Here is a 24047-nt window from a genome sequence, read left to right as displayed (position 1 = left end):
AGGGGCCCTCATGGCGTACGTCATCGGCATCGACACCGGCGGAACGTTCACCGACGCCTTCGTCGCCGACCAGCACAACCGGCTCGCCGCGGCCAAAACCCCGTCCACTCCCCCGGATTTCGCGACCGGCTTCCTCACCGCTATCGACGAACTCGCCGCGGAACTCGGCATCCCGGTCCGCGAACTTCTCGCGAACACCGACTATCTCGTGCACGGCACCACCTCGACGTTGAACGCGCTGGTGACCGGGGACGTCGCGCAGGTCGGCTTCCTCACCACCCGCGGGCACGCGGACTCGATCAGCATCATGAATCTCGAAGGCCGCTACGCCGGCCTGGGCAGCGACGACATCCAGCACATGGCGCGCACCGCGAAGCCCGCGTCTTTGGTGCCCCGGCACCGGATCCGCGAGATCGACGAGCGCGTGGACTACCAGGGCCGCGTCGTCGTCCCGCTCGACGAGGGCGGCGTCCGGACCGCGGTTCGCGAACTGCTCTCCGACGGTGCGGAGGCGATCGCCGTCTCGTTCCTGTGGTCGTTCCGCAACCCCTCGCACGAGCAGCGGGTGCGCGAGATCGTGCAGGAGGAAGCGCCGGAGGTGTACGTGGCGCTGTCCAGCGAGGTCAGCCCGCGCATCCGGGAGTACCCGCGCAACGTCACGACGATCATGAACACCCAGGTCGGGCCGCGGCTCGGCAGCTACCTGCGCCCGCTCGAAGACGAACTGCGGGCGCGCGGGCTCACCGGCGCGCTGCTGGTGATGCAGGGCTCCGGCGGCTGCGTCACGGCCGCCGATGCTCCGGCACACGCGATCACCACCATCGGTTCGGTGCTCACCGGCGGCGTCGTCGGCTGCACGCGGATGGCCGATTCGCTGGGCCACCACAAGGTGATCTCCACCGACATGGGCGGCACGACGTTCCTGGTCGGGCTGGTCGTCGACGGCAAACCGGTGACCACGACGAGCACGATCCTCAACCAGTACACGATCAGCACGCCGATGGTCGACGTGCACACCATCGGCGCGGGCGGCGGCGCGATCGCCTGGGTCGACCCGGGCGGCAACCTCCGCGTGGGGCCGCGCAGCGCGGGCGCCCGTCCAGGACCGGCCTGTTACGGCGAGGGCGGCTGGGAGCCGACGGTCACCGACGCCGACCTCGTCCTCGGCATCATCAACCCGGACAATTTCCTCGGCGGGCGCAAGAAACTGGACGTCCAGCTTTCCCGCGACGCCATCGACAAGGTGGTCGCGACGCCGCTCGGCATGTCCGTCGAGGACGCGGCGGCGGCGATCTACGCGATCCAGAACGCCCAGACCGCCGACCTCGTGCGCAAGGTCGTGGTCAACTCCGGCCAGGACCCTCGCGATTTCACGCTCTACGCGTTCGGCGGCGCGGGCCCGATGCACTGCGCGAGCTATTCGGCCGACCTCGGCGTAAAGGAGGTCGTGGTCCCGCTCGGTTCCACCGCCGCGGTGTTCTCCGCCTACGGCCTGGCCGCCTCGGACATCGTGCTCACGGCCGAACAGTCGCAGCCGGGTGCGATGCCGGTGCCCGCGGACACCGCGAACGAGGTTTTCGCCGGCCTGGAACGCGAACTCGAACGCCGGTTGGCCGAACAAGGCTTGACCTTCTCCGCCATCAGCTACGAACGCGAAGCCGACATCCGCTACACCATGCAGCTCGCGGAAGTCGCGACTCCAGTGCCAGGCGGCGAGCTGACCGACGAGTCGGTGAAGCAGCTCGGCCGCGACTTCGAGGCGAGCTACGAAGCGTTGTACGGCAAGGGATCCGGCTTCCCCGACGCCGGGCTGCAGCTGATCACCTACCGCGTCCGCGCGACCGGGATCCTGCAGATCCAGCCGGAACTGCCCGAGCACGGCACCTTGTCCGGCGAGCCCGCCACGAGCGGCGAGCGGGACGTCCTGCTCGACGTGCGCACCGGACGGCAGCCCGCCGCGATCTACGACTACCGCGCGCTGGGCGCGGGCCACGAGATCGAAGGCCCCGCGGTCGTCGAAGCGCCCACCACCACGGTCGCCCTGCCCCCGGGCACTCAGGCCACGGTGGACCGTCTGGGCAACCTCGTGATCCGTTTCCCCGAACGGAAGGAACACTCCTGATGGCCGTCATCCCCGTCGCCGGATCCGAGCGATTCGTCCAGTCCGGCGCTCCCCTCGACCCCGAAGCCCGCTTCGGCGACCTGAACCTGCACCGCGTCAGCTCCCACGACGTCGACGCGCTGACCTACGAGGTGGTCCGGCACCGGCTGGTCGCCATCACCGACGACATGGGAGACGCGATCAAGCGGATGTCCGGCTCGGTCGTCGTGACCGACTGCAACGACTTCGGCGCGGGCATCATGGACGAGACCGGCGAAACCGTCCAGGTCGGGCTCTACAACATGCAGCTCGGGTCCGCTTTGGACATGGCGGTGCGCTGGACGCTGGAGCATCGCGCGGAGAACCCGGGAATCGCGCCGGGCGACCAGTTTTTGCTCAACGACCCGTGGATCGGCGGCGGCCTGCACCAGAACGACGTCACCGTTCTCGCGCCGCTGTTCTACGACGGCCAGCTCTTCTGCTGGACCGGCGCGGTCGCGCACCAGGTCGACCTCGGCGGGGTGTCGCCGGGCAGCTGGTCCGTCGAGGGCCACGACGTCTTCTGGGAAGCATTGCCGATCCCGCCGGTGAAGATCGTCGAAGGCGGCCGGCTGCGCTCTGACATGGAGGACATGTACCTGCGGCGATCCCGCGTCCCGCGACTGGTCGGGCTGGATCTGCGCGCCAAGATCGGCGCGAACAACGTCGCGCAGGACCGGCTGACAGCGCTCATCGACAAGTACGGCCCGGACACCGTCAAGGCCGTGATGAAGAAGATGATGGGCGACGCGGAATCCCAGCTGCGCGCGAAACTGCGCTCGCTGCCGGACGGAACGTGGTCGGCCGTGGCGCACCAGGACGGCGCGCGGGCGGGCGACCGGGACATCCACAAGATCGTCGTCGCGATGTCCAAACAGGACGACACCCTGACGTTCGACTTCACCGGCACCGACCCGCAGGTCGACGGGATCATCAACTGCACGCTCGCCGGTTTGCGCGGCGGGATCCTGCCGATCCTGCTGACCATGCTGTGCCCGGACATCTCCTGGTCGCCGGGCGGGATCTACCGGTGCGTCGAGATCGTCAGCGAACCCGGGACGATCAACAACTGCACCTTCCCGGCGGGCATCGGGAAAGCCTCGGTCAACTCGGCCTGGTCCACGCAGAACGCGGTCTCCGAAACCGTCGCGCAGATGCTGAGCACGCACGCCGAGCTGAGCCGGTCGGCGATGAGCGTCTGCTGCGGCACCTGGGACCTGACGCTGCTGGCCGGCGTCGACCAGCGCGGCGGCGGCTTCGCCACGATGCTGTGCGACGCGATGTCCGGCGGGCTCGGCGCGAAGGTCGACGGGGACGGCGTCGACACCGGCGGCGAAAACTGCATCCCGATGGGCCGCATCGCCGACATCGAGATCAACGAGTTCAGCTTCCCGATGCTCTACCTGTGGCGGCGCGAGGAGGTCGATTCCGGCGGACCGGGCCGGTGGCGCGGCGGCGTCGGGGCGTCGAGCTGCTTCATTCCGTACGACTCCCCTACGCGCAGCGTGCACCTCGTCGTCTCGGCCAACGGCAAGGCAGTACCGCAAGCTCCCGGCATCTCGGGCGGTTATCCCGCCGCCACGCAATGGGACGTCCTCGTCCGCGACACCACCGTGCGCGACCAGCTCGCGAACGGCCGGATCCCGCAGACGATCGACGACCTGAGCGGCCAGGCGGACACCCTCCCGCCGCACCTGGAAACCGATCTCGCCGAGGCGGACGTCTACTTCACCCACTGGCAAGGCGGCGGCGGAATCGGCGACCCGCTGCACCGCGAGCCCGAACGCGTCGCCGCGGATGTCCGCAACGGCAAGGTGTCCGCTCTCGCGGCGACGGAGGTCTACGGCGTCGTGCTGGCCGACGGCGAACCCGACCTCGCGGCCACTGCGGCACAACGCGACCGGCTGCGGTACGAGCGCGCCGGGCTCACGCCGCCGGAAGGAGCGCACCAATGAACCTCGACCTCAACCTCCGCGTGGACGACGCGACCGGAGCGGTCGTCTGCCGGCATTGCGCGACCAGAATCGGCGACACCACCGCCGAACCGATGGCGCACGCGCTGCGCCACGCACGCCCCTCCACCGAAGCCGGACCCGGCGTCCACGCCGACCCCGCCGCGTTCGTCGACCGGGAAGTCCTGCTGCGCCAAGCGTTCTGCCCCGGCTGCCTGACGCTGCTGTCCACCGAGATCGTCCCGGACGGCGAACCCTCCTACCGAAGCTGGAGCCTGACATGACCCTCACCGGACTCGCCGGAAAGGTCGTCGTCGTGACCGGCGCGGCCCAAGGCATCGGCGCGGCTTACGCCCGCCGCCTGGTCTCCGAAGGCGCGACCGTGGTTCTCGCCGACCTCAACCTCGAGGGTGTCCAAACCACCGCCGCGTCTTTTGATGGTCCCGGCAAAGCCAGCGCGTACGCACTCGACGTCTCCAGCCGTAGCAGCTGCGCGGAATTCGCGGCGCAGCTCACCGAGGCGCACGGCCGGGTCGACGGGTTGATCAACAACGCCGCGATCTTCTCCACCATCAAGATGAAGCCGTTCTGGGAGATCACCGACGAGGAATGGGACCGTCTGATGGCGGTCAACCTCCGCGGCCCGTGGCTGCTGGTGTCGGCGTTGCTGCCGCTGCTGCAGGCTTCGCCGTCGGCGAGCGTCGTCAACATCGGCTCCGACGCGGTTCAACTCGGCCGCCCCGGCTACCTGCATTACGTCGCCAGCAAGGGCGGCGTACACGGCATGACGTTCTCGATGGCACGCGAACTCGGCGATTTCGGAATCCGGGTCAACACCCTCTCGCCGGGCCCGGTCTACACCGAAGTCGCGCGGGAAACCGTGACCCCGGAGCAACGCGAGGCCATGCTGCGAGCCCAATCGCTGCACCGGCCCGCCGGGGCCGACGACATGACCGGCCTCGCCGCGTTCCTGCTCAGCGACGACGCGGGCTACCTGACCGGCCAGACCCTCAGCGTCAACGGCGGGCTGGTGCACCGATGAGCACCCCACAGGAACTCGTCGCGCTGTCGTCCCGGATCCTGGCCGCCGCCGGACAAGGCGACCTCATCTGGGGCCACGTCTCGTGCCGCGACGCCGACGGGCGGGGCGTGTGGATCAAGTCCGCGGAATGGGGCATGGAGGAGGTCACGCCGGAGCGGGTGCACCTCGTCAACGCCGACGGCGAGGTCGTCTCCGGCGATGGTCCGCGGCACAGCGAATACCCGATCCACACCGAGGTCATCGCCGCGCGGCCGGACGTGAACGCGGTGGTCCACACCCATGCGCCGCACGCTGTCGCCCTCGCCGCGACGGGACAGGAGCTGCGGCCGGTGAGCCATGCCGCGAACCTGTTCGTGCCGCCCGAGGTTCCGCGGTATACCGAGACCGCTGATCTGATCCTGACGCCCGAATTGGGCAAGTCGCTGGCTGCGGAACTGGGCAATGCGCGGGCGGTTTTCCTGGTGAACCACGGGATTGTCGCGGTCGGCGACTCGGTCGAGAGCGCGACGGTGGCCGCGGTGGTGCTGGAGCGGGCGTGTGAGCAGCAGCTGCTGACACAGTCGTTCGGCGGGTGGCCTAGTTGGTCGCCGCCGGAGGAGTCGCACGCGAAGCGGGAGCATATCTACCACCCGCGCGCGGTGCGGGCGGTGTGGGATTACTTGGTGCGGCAGTTGCCGTGAGCTGAAGGTGCGCTGTCCGGCCGGGCAGCGCACCTTCAGCCGTCAGCGCTCCTGAACCGCCCGGACAGCGAGCGGGCGCTGGCCGGGCAGGTGCTTCGCGCACGCTCGCGCGTTGGGCTCCGCCACGATCGCCGACTCGGTGTTGCCCGGCGGATAAACCCGCAACCCATAGACCGGCCGGGGCGCGCAGCTCGCCGGATCGTAGACGTCGACGTTGACCTGATCGACCCACGCCATGGCGGACTGGCCGGGCGCCAACGTCAACCTCGGCGCCACCCCGGGCTCCCGGACCGCCGCGTCGCCCACCTGGTGCCGATCCGGGCCCGCGACGTAGGAAACCCCGGGATGACCGCCCAAGGCGCAGGCGCCGCGGCCGGAGTTGGTGAAGACGATCGGCACGTAGTAGTGCCCGGCGGCCCCCTCTCCCCGGCCGAGCGCGACGTGCAATCCGCTGGTCCGGCAGGACGCCGTCCGCGCGGAAGCTGGCTGGTTCGCGATGACCGTGCCGGCGAGTGCGGCCACGACGCCGCCGATTACGAGGTACCGGGCCGAGATCACTGTCGTTCTCCCGTCGTCCGAGATTCCGCTGATGCCTCATCGTGGCAACGCACCGCCCGTCCGCTCGAGAAGCCAAGGACCCTCTTTGGGTCACTGCCTGCTGGCAGCAAGCGCCGAACCCGCGGAAAACCCCGCCGTCCGCCGCACGACGCGAAGGAATCCGCATCGGCTCCGGTCTTGCCGCGATAGGGAACAATTTCTAAAGCATGTTCCGCGGCGGAGGGGCGGCCCGATGACGGTGCGAGTCTTGCTGGTCGAAGACGACGCCCTGATCAGCGAAGCGCTTTCGCTCGCTCTCGCTGACCAGGGTTGCATGGTGACGCAGGCCGCGTGCGGCGAGGACGCGTTGTCGATGCTGGAATCGGTGAGCGTGGACGTGGTCCTGCTCGACCTGATGCTGCCCGGGATGGACGGGCTCGCCGTGTGCAAGGAGCTGCGCGAGCGCGGCGATCTTCCGGTCATCATCATCACCGCTCGCGCCGACAGCCAGGACGTCATCGCGGGCCTGGAAGCCGGTGCGGACGACTACGTGACCAAGCCGCTCGTCGCCGGTGAGCTGGCGGCCCGGATCCGCGCGTTGCTCAGGCGCGCCGCGCCGGTCCGGCGGTGCTGCCTCCAGGTCGGCGATCTGCTGCTGAGCACGCACGACGAGACCGTCTCCCGCGACGGCTCCCCGATTCGCCTCACCCGCACCGAATTCCGGCTGCTGGCCGAGCTGGCCGCAGCCGAGGGCGAGGTCGTCACACGGGAGCAGCTGCTGCACCGGATCTGGGGCCGCGATTACTTCGGCGGCACCCGGCTCCTCGATGTGCACATCAGGCGGTTGCGACGCAAAGTCGAGCCGGATCCGGACTGTCCGCGCATCGTGCTGACCGTCCGGGGCATCGGCTACCGCGCCACGCCCCAGCAGTGAACCGGGCCCGGCTTTCCTTGCGCTGCAGGGTTTCCGCGGCGTTCGGGCTCGGCCTGCTGGTGGTGGTCAGCGTGCTCTCGGCGGCGACCTGGCACCTCGCCACCGGGTATCTGCTCAACCAGCGCCAGCAGAGCGCCGACCGGCATTCGCGGGTCAACGCGCGGCTGGTCGACAACGAGGTCCGCACCCAGACCGACGGTCTCGGCGAGTTGCTGTCCGGCCTCACCTCCGGGCCGAATTCGACGATCCTCGTGTCCCTGCCCAGCGGCTGGCACACCGCCGGACGCCCGATCCGGCCCGAGGCCCTCCCGTCCGGCCTGCTCTCCCGGGCCCGCCCCGGCGCGCCCGCACACGACCGCTTCACCGCCGACGGGGTCCCGGTCCTCGCGGTCGCACAACATCTCGCCACCGCGGACGGCTTCTACGTCGAACTTCATTCGCTGCTCGGGCTCGAACGGACGTTCCGCAACCTGCGCCTGATCCTCGTCGCGGGCACCCTGGCGTGCGGCCTCTTCGGCGTAGCCCTCGGCGCCTGGGCCGCGCGGCGCGCGCTGCGTCCGCTAGCCGCATTCACCGAAACCGCCGCCCGCATCGCGCGCGGCGACATGCGCGCCCGCCTGCCCGAACAGGCCGGTCCGGATCTAGCTCCCCTCGCCGAGACGTTCAACTCCACCGCCGACGCCCTGGAACAGCGAGTCCGTCGCGACGCCCGATTCGCCGCCGACGTCAGCCACGAACTGCGCTCGCCACTCACCACGATGACCACCGTCGCGGAGGTGCTCGAACGCCGCCGCGACGCCATGCCCCCACCCGCGCAGAAAGCGTTGCAGCTCCTGCTGGCCGAACTGCACCGGTTCCGCGGCATGGTGCTGGACCTGCTGGAGATCTCGGCCGTCGACCAGGCCGACAACGGCGAAGAACGCGAACTGGTCGACCTCGGCCCGCTCGTCCGAAGCGGGATCGCGAGCAGTCCCGCCCCGCGGCCGGAGCTGGACCTCTCCCCGCAGCCCCTGCTGGTAGCCGCCGACCGTCGCCGCCTCGACCGGGTGCTGGCAAACCTGCTGGACAACGCGGCCCGTTATGGCGGCGGCGCCATCCGCGTGGCCGCCCACACACGCAACGGCGTTGTCCGACTGGAGGTCGACGACGCCGGAGAGGGGGTGCCCGCCGAACTCCGGGAGCGGATTTTCGAACGGTTCTCCCGGGGGTTGCACGCCGGACGGCGAGATCCCGATTCGGGGACGGGGTTAGGACTGGCGATCGTCGCGGACCACGTGTACCGCCACAACGGCCGTGTGTGGGCGGAAGCAAGGCCGGGCGGAGGGGCGCGGTTCGTGGTCGAGCTTCCCGAAGCGCACGGGTGACGCGCGCGATCTGACGACCAGCCGGCAGGACGATCGCCTTCATCGAGTGCACGTCGTTCACCTGCCGACGCGCAGCCCACCAGTCGCCCATGACATAGCCTGTCGGGTCCGATGCCGTCAGCAATCCGACGCCGAAGGACCCCACACTAGCCGCGCTCGCGAACGGTGCTGCCAAGCCTTCGGGAACCACGAGCAATCCAGTCGGCCGGCTGACAGCGCTACTGCGACGATCCGATCGTCGAGATTCCCCGGTCCGGCTTGCTCGGCACCGCTCGTCTCGGCCACGGCAGCGCGACGTTGCTGAATGAAGACCAGCACCAGCGTCGCGCTGAGGAAGAAGGTCGCGGCATTCAGCGCCAGCGAGGCACCCGCGCTCCACGCCGTAACCAGAACGCCGCCGAGGCCGAAGCCCGCGACTTGCGCGATCTGTGAGGTCATCTGTCGCAGTCCGAGGCCTGCCTGCAAGGTCTGCTCGGGCAGGACATCCGAGAGCAGCGCGCCAGCTGCGCCCCCTTGAACGGTGCTCCCGCCAAGGTGAGCAGGACGACCAGGACCCAGAGTGCAGGAAGCGGCACTCCGGGAATCACCATCGCCGCGGCCAAGCACCCGCGGACGACGTCTGTCACCACGATCACCGTGCGGCGCGGAAATCGGTCGGCCAGGCTAGCAGTGGAATGGCTGCGCCAGACCGACGTTGTCGTTCAGTTTCTGCCCAAGCCAGCCAGTCGGCAGCGGCTGAGTTTCAGCGTAGGTCAGGCTTTGGGCGTCGAAGGTCGCACGATTGCAAGTTTCCGTCCCCCGGCCGAGAAAAGGTTGAGTCGCCAGTAGCGGTCGGTTTGATCCCGGAGCCGGAACTGTCGCATGGCCCGCTGCGTCCGCAATGGCCGACCTTCGCGACAGCTGCCGGGGATCTGAGTTGCGCGGCAGCGTCTTCCTTGGCGTTGGCCGTGCAGTACCGGAACTTCACCGGTGAGCTGCTGTCACTCGTGGCGGCCATGCCAAGGACGAGCGACACGCCCTCGACGCCCGGTCCTGGCAGCCGTTCAGAACGCCGGAGTGCATACCGGTCGCTGACGGATGATGACGCAGCCGATGGCCTTTATTCCGTTCTCGTCGTTCACCATGAGACTGTAGCTGGAGTTCCCGACCCGAATCTCCTGTCCTATCTGCCTGGTCTGGGTGTTCCGGACGTAACCGCTGGTTCCGGGCTGCCCGTGGAGTCTGATCCACGCGGCGAGGCAGGCACCGCTGAACCGCAGCTCGACCCATTCCTGTGCATTTCCCGCGGTGTACTCGGTCACCGCGTCCTGATCGCATCCCCTGCTGATCGGGTTTTTGCCGTAGCAGCTCTCTGCCGAACAGAAAACCGGCATCGACGACGTCGCTGCCTGCGCGCCGGCCGGAACCGCCGGAACCAGGGTCAGGCCGAGCGCCATGGCTGTTTGGACAACGGCACGTTTCATGTTTCCCCCTCAATGTGATGGAAGCCGTCTGCCACTGGAAGCGAAGCACCTCCGCGGCCGACAGCGTCCAGGCTCCGCCCGCACCGTCACGTTCGCGTCACCGTGCCGGAGTGACGCCGATGTGACGGCAGGCACCGACGATCGGTGACTTGCGACGGTCACAGCGCGCGGTGAGTCGCGCGCTGTCTGGGGGAAGGACTCGTCCGTGAAAAAATGGGGAACCGCTTCGGCAGCCGCAGCGATCGCGGTACTGGCAATGACCGGCATCGCGGCTGCGTCCGCCGAGACACTCACGACGTCGGCCGCGGCGGCCACCGGCGAGCAGTCCGCGGCCGCTGCCGTGCGAGACTACTGGACTCCCGAACGCATGCGCGATGCCCGACCGGCCGCGATCCACCCCGGCGAACGCGGAACGCCGACAGCCAAAGGGAAACCCGGCAGCACACACAGCGCGACACCGGCGCTCCGCGGCTTCGCGAACCTGACTCCGAACGCCGTGCCGTCCCGGCTGGGCAAGATCTTCTACGTCGACCCGTGGGACAACACCGGCCGCACCTGCGACGGCAACGCACTGAACAGCCCGTCCCGCATCCTGGTGATCACCAGTGCTAGCTGCGTCTACAGTCGCCCCGGCCACAACTGGATGCGGAACTGGATTTTCGTACCGGACACCTTCCAGGGCAGCCAGCCTTACGGCAGTTTCGCGGCCAAGCAGTACATCGCCTTCAACGCGTGGGTCGACAACGGCAACCTGAACTACGACACGGCGATGGTGAGCACCTGGAACAACCAGGACAACCAACGACTGGTCGACGCGGTCGGCGGCGACGGCCTGGCCTGGAACTGGCCGCACGACATCTTCGTCAATTCCCTCGGCTACTCGTTGCAGGGATTCACCTCCACCTGCGCGGGCACCACCAGCGCACTGCCCGACGGCCGCATCCAGATGCCCTGCGCGCCGGTGGGCGGCGGCAAGGCGCTCGGCGGCCCGTGGCTGATCCACATCGACCCGAACACGACCCTCGGCACCGTGGACGGCGTCCTGAGCGCGACGGTGAGCAACGGAACGATCCAAAGCTCGTACTTCACCGCCGAGATGAAAAGCATGCTCGACCAAATCGGCAACCAGAACTGAACCAGACAACAACCCGGCGCAGCACCTGCCCGCCGGAACGTCAGTCAACTCGGCCGCGTCAGGCCGCAGTGCGCCCGTGCCGGTCGGCACGGGCGCGATGACCAGGCGGCGCGTTAGGCCGGTGTTGGCCGGATGAGTTGTACGCCGTAGTTGTCACCAGTTGGTCAAGTTAGTTGTCACAGGGGTCCAAACTGAGGTTCCGGCGGGGCGTAGGAGCACGCCTGGCGACGCCCCGAGGATTCCCCGCGGACGTTGTCAGGTGCGAGGTGTTCCTTATTTGCCGCTGTAGACGGGAAAGACGCTGTGCTCGCCGTAGTCGACGTCGCGCAGACTCCTCAGCGCTTCCATGTCTTCCCTCGAGATTTCGAAGTCGACCTCGGCGTTGGAGCGCATGTGCTCGGGGTTGGCGGTCTTCGGCAGCGACACGGTGCCCAGCTGTAACGTGTAGCGGATGCACAGCTGCGGCACGGACACGCCGTATTTCTCCGCCGTCGCCTGGATTTCGGCGTTTTTCAGGATCGCGCCGTGCGCGATGGGCGAGTACGCCTCGACGAGAATCTGCTTGCTCTGGCAGTAGGCCAGGAGGTCCGAGGGAGTGTTGCCGGCGTGCACGAGCAACTGGTTCACGTGCGGGAAGACAGTCGCCGTCGACAGGATGTTCTCGAGGTCTTCCTGCAAGAAGTTCGACACCCCGATCGAGCGGATCTTGTCGGCTTGGTGGGCCTCTTCCAGGGCGCGCCAGGCTTCGCGGTTGCCTTCGGCGTAGTCGCCGCCGCGGAAGTCGCCCCAGGGTTGCGGGCTGTGGATCAGCATCAGATCCACCTGATCGAGCCCGAGCTTCTCCAGGGATCCGTCGATCGCGGCGACCGCGCTGTCGTAGTCCTTGATTTCCGCCGCCAGTTTCGTGGACACGAACAGCTCATCGCGAGACACGCCGGAGGTGCGGATGCCCTCGCCGACGCCGCGTTCGTTGCCGTAGGCCTGCGCGGTGTCGATGTTGCGGTACCCGATCCCGATCGCGGCGCGCACCGCGTCGGCCGCTTTGTCGTCGTCGATGAACCAGGTGCCCAGGCCGAGCTTGGGGATCTCGACGCCGCCTGCCAGAGGGTAGGTTTCGCGCAGGATGGTCATGCGTTGTCTCCGTTCTTGCGCAGCTTGCGGTATTCCTCGTCGGTGACCGGCTCGAGCCATTCGTTGCTGACGCCCTCGCCCGGGGTGATGAAGGCGATGTGGGAGAACCAGGAGTCGGCCTTCGCGCCGTGCCAGTGCTTGGTGCCGGCCGGGACGCGGACCGCGGCGCCGGGCTCCATGCTGACGGGGTCTTCGCCCTCGGCTTGATACCAGCCGCTGCCTGCCGTGCACAGCAGGATCTGGTCGCCGCCGCCTCCGGTGCCGTGGTGGATGTGCCAGTTGTTGCGGCAACCGGGTTCGAAGGAGATGTTGTTGACGGGGACGCTTCCCGAGACGAGGGACGCGTTGTAGCTCTGGCCGGTGAAGTACTGCGCGTAGGCGTCGTTCTTCTCGCCGAGCGGGAAGATCTGGTCGAAGTCGTTCGAGGTCATGGCTTTTCCTTGTTCGTGTCGGCGGTTCTCCGCGGTCTGGGCGGTCGTGCGCTCAGGCGTCGTTCTCGACGATGTTCTTCAGCACTGTGGTCGCTCCCATGCCGTTCGGCCACCCGGAGTAGAACGCGAGGTGCAGGAGAGCTTCCTTCAGCTCGTCGTCGGTGACGCCGTTGCGCCGGGCGAAGGCGAGGTGGAACTGCAGTTGGTCCAGTTTCCCGAGCGCGGTCAGCGCGGAGATCGTGATCAGGCTGCGGTCGCGTTTGGACAGTCCGTCCCGCTCCCATACTTCGTCGAAGAGGACTTTGTCGGTGTAGTGCACCATTCCGGGTGCGAAGTCTCCGAAGGCGTTCTGTGCGCCGGTCCAGCCGGTGCTCTTGTCGTTCTGACTGTCGGTCATGAGCGGAGTTCCTTTCGGTCGGATGGATGGTCAGCGCGCGGGGCGAGACGCAGGGTGGCGGCCACGGCCCGGTCGGCGAGCATCGGCTGCAGGTAGGTGGTGCCGTAGCGGGCGTACTTGGTCCGGTAGGCGGCGTCGGCCTGCTCGCGCACGCCCGGGTCGGCGGCAGCCATGACGACCTCGACCTGGCGGCCCGGGATCCGGATGGCGCCGGCGGGGTGCTCGGCGTCGCCGAGCCGGGACAGTTCGCTGCCGCGCCATGCCGGTGTCGCGTTGTTCATGAGGACTCCTTCGCGGTGGGCAGGAAAAGGGCGAGAAGCGCGGCCAGGGCCAGAACGCCAGCGGCGATCCACAGGCTCGTGTGCGCGCCGTGCACGAACGCTCCCGGCTGGGCCAGGAACCCGCCGAACACGGCGACCGCCAGCGCACCCCCCGATCTGGCGACTGGTGTTGAACACCCCGGAAGCGCCCCCGGCTTGGTCTTGCGGAACAGCATCAAGCAGCACCGCGGTCGCCGGCGGGGACACGGTCGGTCCGCCGAGCCCGACCAGGACCATCAGCGCGGCGAACGCCCACAGCGACGCGGAAGCGGGCAGCACGGCGACAGCGGCGAGCCCGGCTGTCATGAGCACCAGCCCCGCCACGATCAGCGTCTTGCGGCCGAACCGCTCGGCAAGCCGCGCGGAGAACGGCGTCAGGACCAGCCCGACCAGCATCATCGGCAGGAACACGGTCCCCGTGCTCAGCGCGGTCAGGCCCCGCTCCTGCTGCAGGAACAGGCTCACCACGAACGGCAGCCCGTAGTACCCGACCATGAACGCGAACCCGCTGACCACGGTGATCACCACGGTTCGAGAGCGAAACAGGCCCGGCGGCACCATCGGATGCGCCGCGCGCCGCTGCGCGAGCACGAACCCGGCCAAGGCCAGGACGGCCGCCGCCAGCGCCGCCACCACGACCGGGTCGTCGAAGCCGCGGGCTCCCGCCTCGATCACCCCGAAGGCAAGGGCCAGCGCCCCGCCCAGCACCGGCCCGCAGGACGAGGCGACCGCGCCGCCCATCGCCCACACCGCCACGGCCCGGCCGCGAGCCCGGGCCTCGGGGCAGGCCTCGCGCAGCAGCGCCATCGACGCCGGCATGACCGCCGGAGCGGCCGCGTCTTGCACGAACCGGGCAGCGACCAGCGCCCCAAGCCCCGGCGCGAACCCGCCGGCGACCGAGGCCAGCACGAACGCCGCCAGACCCAAACTGAACGCCCGTCGGGCCACCAGGCGGTCCGACAAGGATCCGGCGGTCAGCAGCAGCGCGGCGAAGATCAGCGTGTATCCGTCGACCACCCACTGCAGCCCCGCCACGCCGCCGCCCAGGTCAGCACGGATCGCCGGCAACGTCACGTTCACCACCACCGCGTCCAAGGTCACCACGAAGAACCCGAACACAGCCGCGGCCAGCGCCGCCCCGGCCTGCCGGTCGCGGCTCGCCGGCGGCTCCAGCACGGCAGCGGGCGGTGCGCCGACGGACGGTGACCTGGACGAGTCGTTCACGCCAACGAGCGCACCGCAGTTCGCTCAGGCAAGACAGGTCGCGTTACGGGGGTACAACCTCAACCCCCCTCGCGGCGGCTCCCGCGACGTACCGTGGTCGGCGTGGACAACCGCGAAGAGATCCGGGACTTCCTGCTGACCCGGCGCGCGAAGCTGACTCCGGACCAGGTCGGACTGCCCGGGGGCGGGCGGCGCCGCGTGCCCGGGCTGCGCCGCGAGGAGGTCGCCGTCCTGGCCGGCGTCAGCCCGGAGTGGTACACGCGGCTGGAGAAAGGCCACATCGCCGGTGTGTCCGAGGACGTGCTCGACGCCGTCGCCCGCGCCCTGCGACTGAGCGACGTCGAACGCCAGCACTTGTTCAACCTCGCCCGAGCCGCCAAACCGGTCCGCACACCGCCACGGCGGACCGCGCCGAAAATTCCGGCCAGCTTGCAGCGGATCCTGGACTCGATGGTCGGCACCGCCGCCTTCGTGCGCACCGGCCGGCTCGACATCGCGGCCGCCAACGCCCTGGGCCGAGCCCTGTACTCCCCAGTCCTGGACGAGCCCGCCCACCGCGGCAACATCGCCCGGTTCGACTTCCTCGATCCCCGCGCCGCCGACTACTACCCCGACCACGACGGCGCCCTGTCCGTCGCCGTCGCCCTGCTGCGCACCGAGGCCGGCCGCACCCCGCACGACCCCGCCCTCACCGAACTGATCGGCGAACTCGCCACCCGCAGCGAGGCGTTCCGCACCCGCTGGGGAGCCCACGACGTGCGCTCCCACCGAGGCGGCGTCAAAACCTTCAACCACCCCGTCGTCGGATACCTCGAACTCGCCTACGACTCCATGGAACTCGTCGCCGCACCAGGACTCGTCCTCACCGCCTACACCGCCGAACCCGCCAGCCCCTCGGCCGACAGCCTCAACCTGCTCGCCACCTGGGCCGCCACCGAAACAGCACAGTCATCCCGCCTCGCACAGCCCCCGACCGAGCACGGCGACGCGGGCACGCTGTCAGAAAGGGGCACCAACGAGCCCGCCTGAGCCTGGCAGACCAGACTTTCGCGCACCAGGCTCTGCTATAACCTCGGCGCGCTACTCGGTGCGGAAGTCGCGGCCCTGTCCGCGCTTCGGTTCTCATGGCCAACGTCATCGTCTCGAACGTCCGGCTTGCAGAGCCTCACGCTCAACAGCGTGAGCTCACGAGCGATGTCGTATATGACACGGCGGGGAGGCGCGGTCCGGCGCTAGTTCGGTTTGCCTGACTGGCGATCACAGCTCCGGGTCACTGTGCGATACGGCGCAGGTCGAGGCTGGCGGCGAACACGGCCGCGGTGAGAGCGGCCAACCCGCACGACAGCACGAGCGTGCCCGCCAGGAGCGTTTGCACGGCCGCGAGAGCCAGCCCCGCGCCGAGAAACAGCAACGCGACGCGCAGCCGCCGGGTGCTCGGCAGTATCGCGATCCGACCGACACGAGCCGTGAGCAGGCATAAGCGAATCGCGATGAAGCCGAGGGTGGCCCAGTAGTAGCCAACCAGCAGGGCGTCGACCATGCCAGCCGGGTGGACGATCACTCCGCTGTGCGCGAGCACGAACAGGAAGCCGAACGCGAGCACGGACGCGAGGAGAGTGCGAGCGCCCGCAACCGCCAGGCGCCCGAGCGCGGCCCACTGCGGCGGCGGCAACGGTGCGGCCAGCGCCACCCCGGCAAGGACCAGCGCGAACCACGCACTAGTGACGGGACGACCGAGGTTCGCGGTGAGCGAGGCGGGACCGGCCGCGCGCACCAGCAGCGTGGCCGCGATGGTGATCGCGGCGAACGCGGTGGCCAGGACACGGCTGGTCTGCCCACGCGCGGTTTCCGGCCAGTCGCTGGGGTGCAGCCACAATTTCGCGGCCCCAGCAGCGGTGTCGAACCAGGAGCGAGGCCCGGCCAGCCGCACCTCGTGCACGATCTCGCTCCCCCACCGGTCGCGGATCCCGGGCGGGTAGAGCCGCAGCAGCAGCGCGGGCACGTTCATGTCGGCGAGCTCCCCAGCGCACGCAGTCCGGTCCGCGCGACCCGGGCCATCTGTTCGAGTTCCGCGCGCAAGGCCTCCCGCCCGGCCGCCGTAATCCGGACTGTGCGCTGCCGGTCCCGGGCGCCGGAGCGATCCACGGGTTCGATCAGGTGCCGCGCCTCCAGACGGGATAGCGCGCCGTAAAGACTGCCCGGACCGAGGCGAGACCCGGTCAACTTCTCGATCGCGCCGTTGACGGCGTACCCGTGCAGCGGACCAGCCGCGAGCGCGGTGAGGACCAGCATCTGCGCGTCGTTGCTGTGCATGCCTTCGATAGTACGCGACTCGATGCTACGTGTCGCGTACTATCGAAGGCATGGGCGAAGGCACCGAAGGCAAGCGGAAACGCCGATGGCCGCGGCGGGTTGCTTGGATCGCACTCGGCCTCGTGGTCGTGATCGGCGGTTACGTCGGCTACGCCGGGATCCGGGCGGCGCAGCCGGTCACGCTGCCTGCTCCGACCGGTCCTTACCAGGTCGGCCGGAGCATTCTCGCATGGACCGATCACACCCGCACCGACCCGTTCGCCCCGCGACCGGGCAAGCCGCGGGAGCTGTCGGTCTGGCTGTGGTACCCGGGCTTGCCGGGACCCGGCGCGCGGCACGCGCCCTACGCACCGGGCCTGTGGGCAGGACTGCACGTGAGTGGCCTGGCCAGTCTCGGCGAAACCGGCTTCGCCGACATCGCCGGCCACTCGTTCGCCGACGTCCCGATTTCGCCGGGCAGGTTCCCCGTCGTCGTGCTGGAACCGGGCATGGGCCTCGCCGCGCCGCAATACACCACGCTCGCGGAAAACCTCGCTAGTCACGGCTACCTGGTCGCGGGCGTCACTCCCACCTACAGCGCGAACCTCACCGTCCTCAACGGACAGACGGTGTCCGCGACAGAAGCAGGCAAGCCCCCGGCGACCGACGCCGCGAACCAGCACGCGGGCGAAGCCCAGGCCGTCGACGACCGGCTGGTCGCAGTCTGGGCGGAGGACGCCCGATTCGCCGCCGCACAGGCGGCGACGCTGAACACCAGCGGCCGTTTCGCTGGGCACATCAACGCTGACACGATCGTCTATAACGGTCATTCCTTCGGCGGCGCCGCAGCATTGGAAGCGTGCCGCGCCGACCCGCACTGCGCCGGTGCGGCCGATCTCGACGGCACCCAGTACGGCACGGTCGCACACAGAGGTCTCGCCAAGCCGATGATGCTCATCGGTGGCGAGAACTCCTGCATCACCGGCGCCTGCGAGCCAGCCGACGCCGGCGAGCAGGCCAGCAAGGACACCGCGCGGACGCTGCTGACCGCCAGCGCCGGAAGCGCCTGGTGCTACCAAATCGCCGGCGCCCAGCACTTCAACTTCAGCGACTACGGCACCTACTACCTCGCTGCGCCGATCCGGTCCCAGATCCCGCTCGGTCCCATCGAGGGCGCCGAAGCGCTCACCATCGCCAACGCCTACCTCGCCGCATTCGCGGACCACGTAACCCAGGGACGACCCGAACCGCTGCTGACCAGCCCCACGCCGTATCCACAGGTCCGCGTTCAGCGCACGGCATCCTGAGCCCACCGCATTCACGCCCAGCACCGCCGCACTCCAGACCGGCCGCGCCCACGATGCCCGTTCCGGCGCCGCCACGGACTCGGCGATTGGATTGTGCGAGCACCGAAATGCACCTGTGCGCCGGCCGGTCCACAGGTTGCGCGTCGCCTGCCAGACGGTGTCCGCGAGCAGGTCTTCGTCGCAGTCGAGCAGACGGGCATTTCCGCGTCGCCGAAGCCGTCGACGAGTTCCGGCGTGCAAAGGATCTGATCGCCGAAGGGCGCATTGCCAGCTCGTAGTTCGCAGGCATTGCAGGGAAAAGCGGCGACGCGGTTGCAGATTCGATCCCTGCTGCGCCCGTCGAAACCGTTGGTTCATTCGGCCGCGGCGCCGAAACGCTCCGCTGCCGATCGGCAACTGCCCTGATCAAGGCCGACGGCACGCCCCGAAACCCTTCCTGTCCCGGAACCCGGACCGCTTCCTCCCCTGTGTGACCGGCAGCCGAACCTCTCGTCCCAACGTCCGGCTTGCCCTATGCTGCCTCCGGATCTCAGGGCGGGGAGCACATGAACAGGACGCGGGCGGGACGCCGGATCGGCTGGACTCCGGGCGTGGTCGCGTTGCTCGCCTGCCTGGGAGCGGGCAACGCGATCGTCGGCGAGAGCTTCCTCCGGGACGGCGTCGTCTCGTGGACGCCGGTGTACGTCGCGGTGTCGATCGCGGTCGTCGCCGTGCCGGCGCTCCGGGCCGGGCGGCGGACGGTTTCCCGGCACTGCGTCGAGCGCTCGATTCGGCAGGGCCGGGCGGCGACGTCGCCGTCGTTCCCGTTCACCCTCGCCGCGTGGGCACTCGGCGGAACGGCCTTCGGCTGGGCGACAGGCACCGCACTGGTGTCGGTCAACGGAAACAAGCCCGACGCACGGGCGAATCTGCGGTGGGCGGCCGATTTCCCGCGGCCCGTCCTGCTGCTGCTCGTCGGTCTCCTGGTGATCGGCGCGGCCGGGTACTACTCGTGGCGGTTCCGGGAGCGCTACGAACTCGACCAGTTGCATCGGGCCGGGATCGCGGTCGTGGCGGTGCCCGAACTTCCGGGTCCGGTGAAGACGACCCGGATGTGGCTCGTCGGCACGGCGGTCGACGCGTCGCTCTTCGCCGGAGCCATCGTCCCCCGGCTGTTCTCCGCCGACGACCGTCCGACCTCGGACGAACTGCTGAAAGGCGGGTTCACGGTGCTCGTCGGCCCGGGAACGGTGAGTTTCGCGTTGCTGGTGCTGCTGTTCGCGAACTGGTCGACGCGCCGGTCCGCGCTGCGGGCGCTGCTGCGTCCGACTTCCCTCGCGGCGGTCGGCCTCGTGCTCCTCGGTTTCGTGGCCGATCAGGCCGGCCAAGAGGTTCTCAGCTTCGTCCTGCTCCTCGCCGGCGGCCTGCTCGGCTCAGCGACCTGCCTCGGCGTCATGAGGCACGGCTCCCAGCCGTGGATGGGCTTGTTCTACCTGGCCGGGAACTTCGTCCTCGGCTACTTGACGGCACCGGACGGCAACTACGCCCTGCCAGTCGGCGTCGCCGGCTGGATCATCGCCGTGCTGGCCGCCGCCTACGCCGTCCGCGAGGCGCGCAATCACTACCACGAATGGACTGACCTGGAATCGCCGCCGTTGGCGGCGTGAGCCTCGTGTCGGCCGTTGACCGGCGCCTCACGTGCATGGGCGCAGCGCCAGAATGCGGAAAAGGATCCGGACGAAGCCGAGGTCGAGGAACTCAGCGAACGACTCGCCGCCCGATTCGTGAACGCAGCCCGGACCGAAGCCGCGGGCAACCAGAACGGTTGACTCGTCGGACCGCTCTGCGCGGACCACCTGAGCCAACATGCGCGAGCACGGCTGGATCGACAACCTCACCGCTCCTGCCGGAGCGGTCCTTCATGGAAGCCACCGCGACATCCGCCGCCACGGCGACCCTCCGAACACAGTGCGCGAGCTGCGATCGACCCTCTGCGTTCTCCGCCGACATCTCCGGTCGGCCTCAGCCGCCGAGCAGGTCCGCCACCGGACGCTCGGGATCGATCTCGACGCCGAGGACCCGGAGGTTGCCGTCGAGGACCGCCCAGACCGACCGCGCGAGGAACTCGGCTAGCGTCGAGCGGCGAACCGCTGCCCGCGACCTACGTCGCCGGCTGGATCAAACGCGGCCCGACCGGATTCCTCGGCACCAACAAAGCCTGCGCCCGCGAAACGGTGCAGGCTCTGGTCGACGACTACAACTCGGGCCAGCTCGCTCTCGGGAACAGTTGACCGCCGTCGTTCGGGGCTAGCCGCGCGCCTCGACCAACCTCGCCCGTCCACAACTGTTCGGGGTCTGGCCAGTCCGGTGAGCGTGTCCGTCGCCTCAGGTGCGACGACCGCGGCGAAAACCCGGCGGACACGGCACCGACGGCACGCGTGGCCGGTCCACGTCGCCTCCCTTGGAACGACCGCAGTCGCGGACGAGACACGTCAAGCGGACCGGAACTCGGTGCCGCTGCGGCGGCATCGGAACGGATGATCTCGATGCCGGCTTGACTTCAACCTCGGTCGAACTTCAATGATGCGAGCATGGTATTCACTGACTCGGAAGTGCCTTACTTGCGTGAACAATGCATCTGCCAGCCGACGACCGTCTCTCCTGACGCCGCGTCAGGTCCACGGCGAATCCTCACGCAGGTGCAACCCCGCCTTGTGCCGCACCCTGCACTGCACGCCAGCACCGCCGCCCCGGCATGGCAGGCGCATAGCCGTCGGCTGGCCGCAGATGAGGTGCCATCCGCCGGTGTATTCGTTGCGGGCCAGGAACACTCGTTCTCCGCTATCCGTAGTGGCCTGAACCGTCCGGTTGGCGTAGGTGCGCTCGACGGTGTATCGGTCGGCAGCATCGGACGCTGTGCGATCAGCAAGCATCCAGCGCTTGACTTCTAGCACCACGCCGAGAGCCGGCGGCGTGGCCATCTCGCGCTGCTGCAGTTCAGCAGCCTCCGCTTCCTCCCGCGCTTTTCGGGCCGCAGCATCAGCCTGCTCGATCTCCCATCGCGAGCGCCCCTGAGCGCGCTTGCTGTGCGTTCCGCACGGCTGCTTCTTCTTGTTCACACACTGCTCGCCAGGCGCAGCCTGGCAGATCGGGCATTCGTAATTGTCCCGGGCAGGGTCGTGCACGACAACAACGGTGTCCTTGTACAGACCCGTGCCTCGCGGATCCACGAACCGGGAGACGAATTTGGTCGCGCCGTAGGTGACGGACTGAAAGCCGCCGTTGCGGCCAACCACTATCTCAGTGATGGGACCGTACTTGCGAAGCGCCTCAGCCGGGGACAGCCGACCAGTCACGGCCACCGAGCCGTGCTCGGTCCACTCTTGCCCGATAACGGGATCACCGATTCGAGCCCACGCAATCGGCTCGCCGCACCAACCGTCATACAAAACCGCGCCGCTCATGTTCCTATCCTGCCCGATTCCAGCTGACTCGGGACAGCTGACAGCGGACATTACCCGGTCACAACCAGGCAAAGCAGGTCGTCGCCAGCTGCCCGGCCGGTGCCACCGTCAACCAACTCGGCATCGACCGCAAACCCGTCAGCCGGATGCTCCACCGCCACGGCATCCTGTGCTCCGAACCGGGCTGCCTGTCACCCGCCGCCAGGTCGACGAAGCCGCTGACCTCTGCCAGAATGGCAAGTCCACGACCCCAGGTCACCGAACGTCCCAGTACCATTCAGCACCGACTCGCCGAGCACGGCATCACGCCCCGGGCCGGGGGCCCGGGGCGGCACCCGAGGACACCTTGCCACTCCGATCATGCCGACTCGATCAACCTCGGATCAGGCACTCGTGGGTGCAGTTCCGCGCGCGCTCACCACCATGCCAAGCAGGCCGATCGCGGCGAGCCAGCCACCGGGAGCCAAAGTCGCACCGACACCACAAGCTGGCCGCACCGCGCCCTTTAGGGACTGGTGCTGTCGGTCAGCTCCCTGCGGATCAGATCGGCGAACCGTTCGTTGCGTACTGCCTCCCCCAGCGGCACCCCGACGGCCCGTTCGGAGTCGATCGCTCGCTGGATCGCCGGCAGCAACTCGCGGACGATCAGCTTTTCCGCTGCCTCCGCATTCCAGACTATCTTCAGGATCCGGTCGCACTCTCTCTGCGCCGCCCTTCTATTGGACGGCAGGTTCGCTGAACCGACCAGTTTCTGCCGGATCATCGCCATAAGATGGTATTGGGCGGGCCGGTAGCCGCGATTGATCCGCTGATTCCGGATCATCCATTCCAATCGGTACCAGGTTGCCGCGGCGGTGTAGTACAGGATCGGCGGCTGGCCGCTGACGAACAATTCAGTGCCGCGCGCCTTGATCAGCTCCTGGTAGTGACCCACGCGGGACGGTTCGGTCAGGAACATCGCCAGGTACGCGCGACTGAGCTGGGCACGGCTGATGACCCGGGTCTTCTCGACGTCCTTGCGTTCGCTGTACTGTTTCGCACGACGTTCATAGAACAGCTGCTGCGGCTTGTCCCAGCCGAGGATGAAGAAGTCCTCCAGTTCCTTGTGGAAGTCCTCGCGCGCGGCCAGGTCCTCGTCACTGACTGGGGTCTGCTGGTTGGTTGCGGCTACGATGCCCTGGATCACGTCCTCGTCCACCGAGTGGACGATGTGAACGCTGACGAAAACCTGATCGGTGAGCTGATCTCGCTCGTGGAACAGCACATGACAGCTCTGGCAGCCATTCACAATCTGGAAATCGTCCAACACGAAGTCGTCACCGACCCGGTCCATTTTCCGGGTCACGATGGTGATTCCGTTGTTCATCACTGCGAACCGCTGCCGCTTGACCGGATCCCGCAGGGTTTCCCGAATACCGCGGTTGACCTTGTTGTAGCCCTGGAAGGCGCGCACGTTGCTCTCGAAGAGGTTCTCCCGCAGCTTTCCTGAGCCGTCCTCCAAGATCGTGCGGACCAGCTCTGGCGCGGCGATCAGTCCTACAAAAGACTGTTCAACGCCGGGACCGGCCGGTACCGCGAACTGTTTCGGCACCGGCAAGGTGACTCGGATAGTGCTGGTCGCCTGCTGGTACAACGTGCGCAGCTCCCGCCAGTTCACACAGCGCACGTCGGTCGTATCGAATCGGTTGAGCTTGTCTAAATGTTTCTCGGCCGATCGCGCCTTGCGGTTGACCATATCCGAGATCTGATCGCCAGTGGTCACATAATGGACGTGCAGTTGCGGCAGTTGGCCAGCCAGCCGGGCCGAGTTCTCGAACACGACGTCCAGGCAGTCGCGCAGGCCGGCCACATCGGCGGATATGTCGTACGGTATTTCGCCGGAGCCGCACAGGTGACCAAGATTCTCCGCGAGATCCGAGATCACCTTGGTCTCGAACTTGCCGCTGGTCTTGGCCTGGATGATCACAACCTGCACCTGCGGCCGCCTGCGGCTCATCGCCGCTCGCACTTCCGTCGGGTCCCGATACAGATCCCCGTCGATCAGGACTGCGTACGCGTCGATACCGAGATCGTTGCCGCCGCCGGTACGGTACGCGTCCGGGTTGAAGGGATCGTTGTAGTACGAGCTGAGCACGCAATAGGCGGCGAACGCCTCGAACGCCTCGAACTCTGGCAATTCGGTCAAGTCCTGGTCGGCTTGGAAGCCCTTGACCAGACTCTCGATCACCTTCTCCACTGCGGGTCCACTCCTTGCG

General features: G+C 68.4%; 23 protein-coding genes. 11 read left to right on the top strand and 12 right to left on the bottom strand.

Annotated features, from left to right (window positions below; translation table 11 throughout):
• Positions 1-10: 10 nt before the first annotated feature.
• The 5 genes from ACZ7OI_RS41230 to ACZ7OI_RS41210 are packed head-to-tail and all read left to right on the top strand — an operon-like array spanning position 11 to position 5814.
• Positions 11-2122 carry a hydantoinase/oxoprolinase family protein gene (locus tag ACZ7OI_RS41230; RefSeq protein WP_470269556.1) on the top strand — a complete coding sequence of 704 codons (2112 nt, stop codon included), beginning with the start codon at positions 11-13 and terminating at the stop codon, positions 2120-2122.
• Entirely contained in the window at positions 2122-4095 is a 1974-nt protein-coding gene (locus ACZ7OI_RS41225) for a hydantoinase B/oxoprolinase family protein (RefSeq protein WP_470269555.1), read from the top strand. Before ACZ7OI_RS41230 ends, ACZ7OI_RS41225 begins: the two co-directional genes overlap by 1 nt.
• Positions 4092-4376 carry a hypothetical protein gene (locus ACZ7OI_RS41220; protein WP_470269554.1) on the top strand — a complete coding sequence of 95 codons (285 nt, stop codon included), beginning with the start codon at positions 4092-4094 and terminating at the stop codon, positions 4374-4376. The genes ACZ7OI_RS41225 and ACZ7OI_RS41220 overlap by 4 nt, the downstream gene beginning before the upstream one ends.
• Positions 4373-5134: an SDR family NAD(P)-dependent oxidoreductase gene (locus ACZ7OI_RS41215; RefSeq protein WP_470269553.1), complete on the top strand. Its 762-nt coding sequence runs from the start codon at positions 4373-4375 to the stop codon at positions 5132-5134. Before ACZ7OI_RS41220 ends, ACZ7OI_RS41215 begins: the two co-directional genes overlap by 4 nt.
• A complete protein-coding gene (locus ACZ7OI_RS41210; RefSeq protein ID WP_470269552.1) occupies positions 5131-5814 on the top strand; it encodes a class II aldolase/adducin family protein in 684 nt (227 codons plus the stop codon). Before ACZ7OI_RS41215 ends, ACZ7OI_RS41210 begins: the two co-directional genes overlap by 4 nt.
• Before the next feature lie 42 nt (positions 5815-5856).
• Here ACZ7OI_RS41210 and ACZ7OI_RS41205 read toward each other — a convergent pair whose 3' ends face one another.
• Positions 5857-6372 carry a DUF4232 domain-containing protein gene (locus ACZ7OI_RS41205; protein ID WP_470269551.1) on the bottom strand — a complete coding sequence of 172 codons (516 nt, stop codon included), beginning with the start codon at positions 6370-6372 and terminating at the stop codon, positions 5857-5859.
• A gap of 232 nt (positions 6373-6604) precedes the next feature.
• On the opposite strand from ACZ7OI_RS41205, the gene ACZ7OI_RS41200 reads away from it, so the two are divergent.
• Both ACZ7OI_RS41200 and ACZ7OI_RS41195 read left to right on the top strand, forming a co-directional pair.
• A complete protein-coding gene (locus tag ACZ7OI_RS41200) occupies positions 6605-7285 on the top strand; it encodes a response regulator transcription factor (RefSeq protein WP_470269550.1) in 681 nt (226 codons plus the stop codon).
• On the top strand, positions 7282-8649 hold the full coding sequence (locus ACZ7OI_RS41195; RefSeq protein ID WP_470269549.1) for a sensor histidine kinase: 1368 nt from the start codon (positions 7282-7284) through the stop codon (positions 8647-8649). Before ACZ7OI_RS41200 ends, ACZ7OI_RS41195 begins: the two co-directional genes overlap by 4 nt.
• 117 nt (positions 8650-8766) lie before the next feature.
• Here the strand turns inward: ACZ7OI_RS41195 and ACZ7OI_RS41190 are convergent, their stop codons facing one another.
• Both ACZ7OI_RS41190 and ACZ7OI_RS41185 read right to left on the bottom strand, forming a co-directional pair.
• Positions 8767-9255, bottom strand: a complete 489-nt coding sequence (locus ACZ7OI_RS41190; protein ID WP_470269548.1) for an MFS transporter — start codon at positions 9253-9255, stop codon at positions 8767-8769.
• A gap of 437 nt (positions 9256-9692) precedes the next feature.
• A complete protein-coding gene (locus ACZ7OI_RS41185) occupies positions 9693-10112 on the bottom strand; it encodes a DUF2690 domain-containing protein (protein WP_470269547.1) in 420 nt (139 codons plus the stop codon).
• A gap of 205 nt (positions 10113-10317) precedes the next feature.
• Between ACZ7OI_RS41185 and ACZ7OI_RS41180 the strand changes: the two genes are divergently transcribed.
• A complete protein-coding gene (locus ACZ7OI_RS41180; RefSeq protein ID WP_470269546.1) occupies positions 10318-11247 on the top strand; it encodes a trypsin-like serine peptidase in 930 nt (309 codons plus the stop codon).
• Positions 11248-11520: 273 nt separating this feature from the next.
• Here ACZ7OI_RS41180 and ACZ7OI_RS41175 read toward each other — a convergent pair whose 3' ends face one another.
• Genes ACZ7OI_RS41175 through ACZ7OI_RS41160 form a run of 4 tightly spaced genes read right to left on the bottom strand, consistent with a single transcriptional unit; the run spans position 11521 to position 14750 of the window.
• Positions 11521-12378, bottom strand: a complete 858-nt coding sequence (locus tag ACZ7OI_RS41175; RefSeq protein ID WP_470269545.1) for an aldo/keto reductase — start codon at positions 12376-12378, stop codon at positions 11521-11523.
• A complete protein-coding gene (locus tag ACZ7OI_RS41170) occupies positions 12375-12809 on the bottom strand; it encodes a cupin domain-containing protein (protein WP_470269544.1) in 435 nt (144 codons plus the stop codon). Before ACZ7OI_RS41170 ends, ACZ7OI_RS41175 begins: the two co-directional genes overlap by 4 nt.
• Positions 12810-12861: 52 nt before the next feature.
• Positions 12862-13206 (bottom strand): carboxymuconolactone decarboxylase family protein, encoded by a 345-nt coding sequence (locus ACZ7OI_RS41165; protein ID WP_470269543.1) that lies wholly within the window; start codon positions 13204-13206, stop codon positions 12862-12864.
• Positions 13203-14750 carry an MFS transporter gene (locus ACZ7OI_RS41160; protein WP_470269542.1) on the bottom strand — a complete coding sequence of 516 codons (1548 nt, stop codon included), beginning with the start codon at positions 14748-14750 and terminating at the stop codon, positions 13203-13205. The genes ACZ7OI_RS41165 and ACZ7OI_RS41160 overlap by 4 nt, the downstream gene beginning before the upstream one ends.
• Positions 14751-14852: 102 nt before the next feature.
• Between ACZ7OI_RS41160 and ACZ7OI_RS41155 the strand changes: the two genes are divergently transcribed.
• Positions 14853-15779 carry a helix-turn-helix transcriptional regulator gene (locus ACZ7OI_RS41155; RefSeq protein WP_470269541.1) on the top strand — a complete coding sequence of 309 codons (927 nt, stop codon included), beginning with the start codon at positions 14853-14855 and terminating at the stop codon, positions 15777-15779.
• Between the two features lie 241 nt (positions 15780-16020).
• On the opposite strand, the gene ACZ7OI_RS41150 is transcribed toward ACZ7OI_RS41155, so the two are convergent.
• Together ACZ7OI_RS41150 and ACZ7OI_RS41145 are read right to left on the bottom strand one after the other, a co-directional pair.
• Entirely contained in the window at positions 16021-16758 is a 738-nt protein-coding gene (locus ACZ7OI_RS41150) for a hypothetical protein (RefSeq protein ID WP_470269540.1), read from the bottom strand.
• Entirely contained in the window at positions 16755-17063 is a 309-nt protein-coding gene (locus tag ACZ7OI_RS41145) for a PadR family transcriptional regulator (RefSeq protein WP_470269539.1), read from the bottom strand. The genes ACZ7OI_RS41150 and ACZ7OI_RS41145 overlap by 4 nt, the downstream gene beginning before the upstream one ends.
• A gap of 50 nt (positions 17064-17113) precedes the next feature.
• Between ACZ7OI_RS41145 and ACZ7OI_RS41140 the strand changes: the two genes are divergently transcribed.
• On the top strand, positions 17114-18349 hold the full coding sequence (locus ACZ7OI_RS41140) for an alpha/beta hydrolase family protein (RefSeq protein ID WP_470269538.1): 1236 nt from the start codon (positions 17114-17116) through the stop codon (positions 18347-18349).
• A 545-nt stretch (positions 18350-18894) separates the two neighbouring features.
• Positions 18895-19995, top strand: a complete 1101-nt coding sequence (locus tag ACZ7OI_RS41135; protein ID WP_470269537.1) for a hypothetical protein — start codon at positions 18895-18897, stop codon at positions 19993-19995.
• A 27-nt stretch (positions 19996-20022) separates the two neighbouring features.
• Here ACZ7OI_RS41135 and ACZ7OI_RS41130 read toward each other — a convergent pair whose 3' ends face one another.
• The 3 genes from ACZ7OI_RS41130 to ACZ7OI_RS41120 form a co-directional block, all read right to left on the bottom strand.
• Positions 20023-20220: a hypothetical protein gene (locus ACZ7OI_RS41130; protein ID WP_470269536.1), complete on the bottom strand. Its 198-nt coding sequence runs from the start codon at positions 20218-20220 to the stop codon at positions 20023-20025.
• A gap of 780 nt (positions 20221-21000) precedes the next feature.
• Entirely contained in the window at positions 21001-21792 is a 792-nt protein-coding gene (locus ACZ7OI_RS41125) for a hypothetical protein (protein ID WP_470269535.1), read from the bottom strand.
• 505 nt (positions 21793-22297) lie between these two features.
• The gene (locus ACZ7OI_RS41120; RefSeq protein ID WP_470269534.1) at positions 22298-24028 is read right to left on the bottom strand and encodes an AIPR family protein; all 1731 of its coding nucleotides are present in this window, start codon (positions 24026-24028) and stop codon (positions 22298-22300) included.
• Positions 24029-24047 lie beyond the last annotated feature (19 nt).

This window comes from Amycolatopsis sp. NPDC114503 (assembly GCF_055633655.1).
Note: the sequence above shows the minus strand (reverse complement) of the source record. Positions and strands in the feature narration are given on the sequence as shown.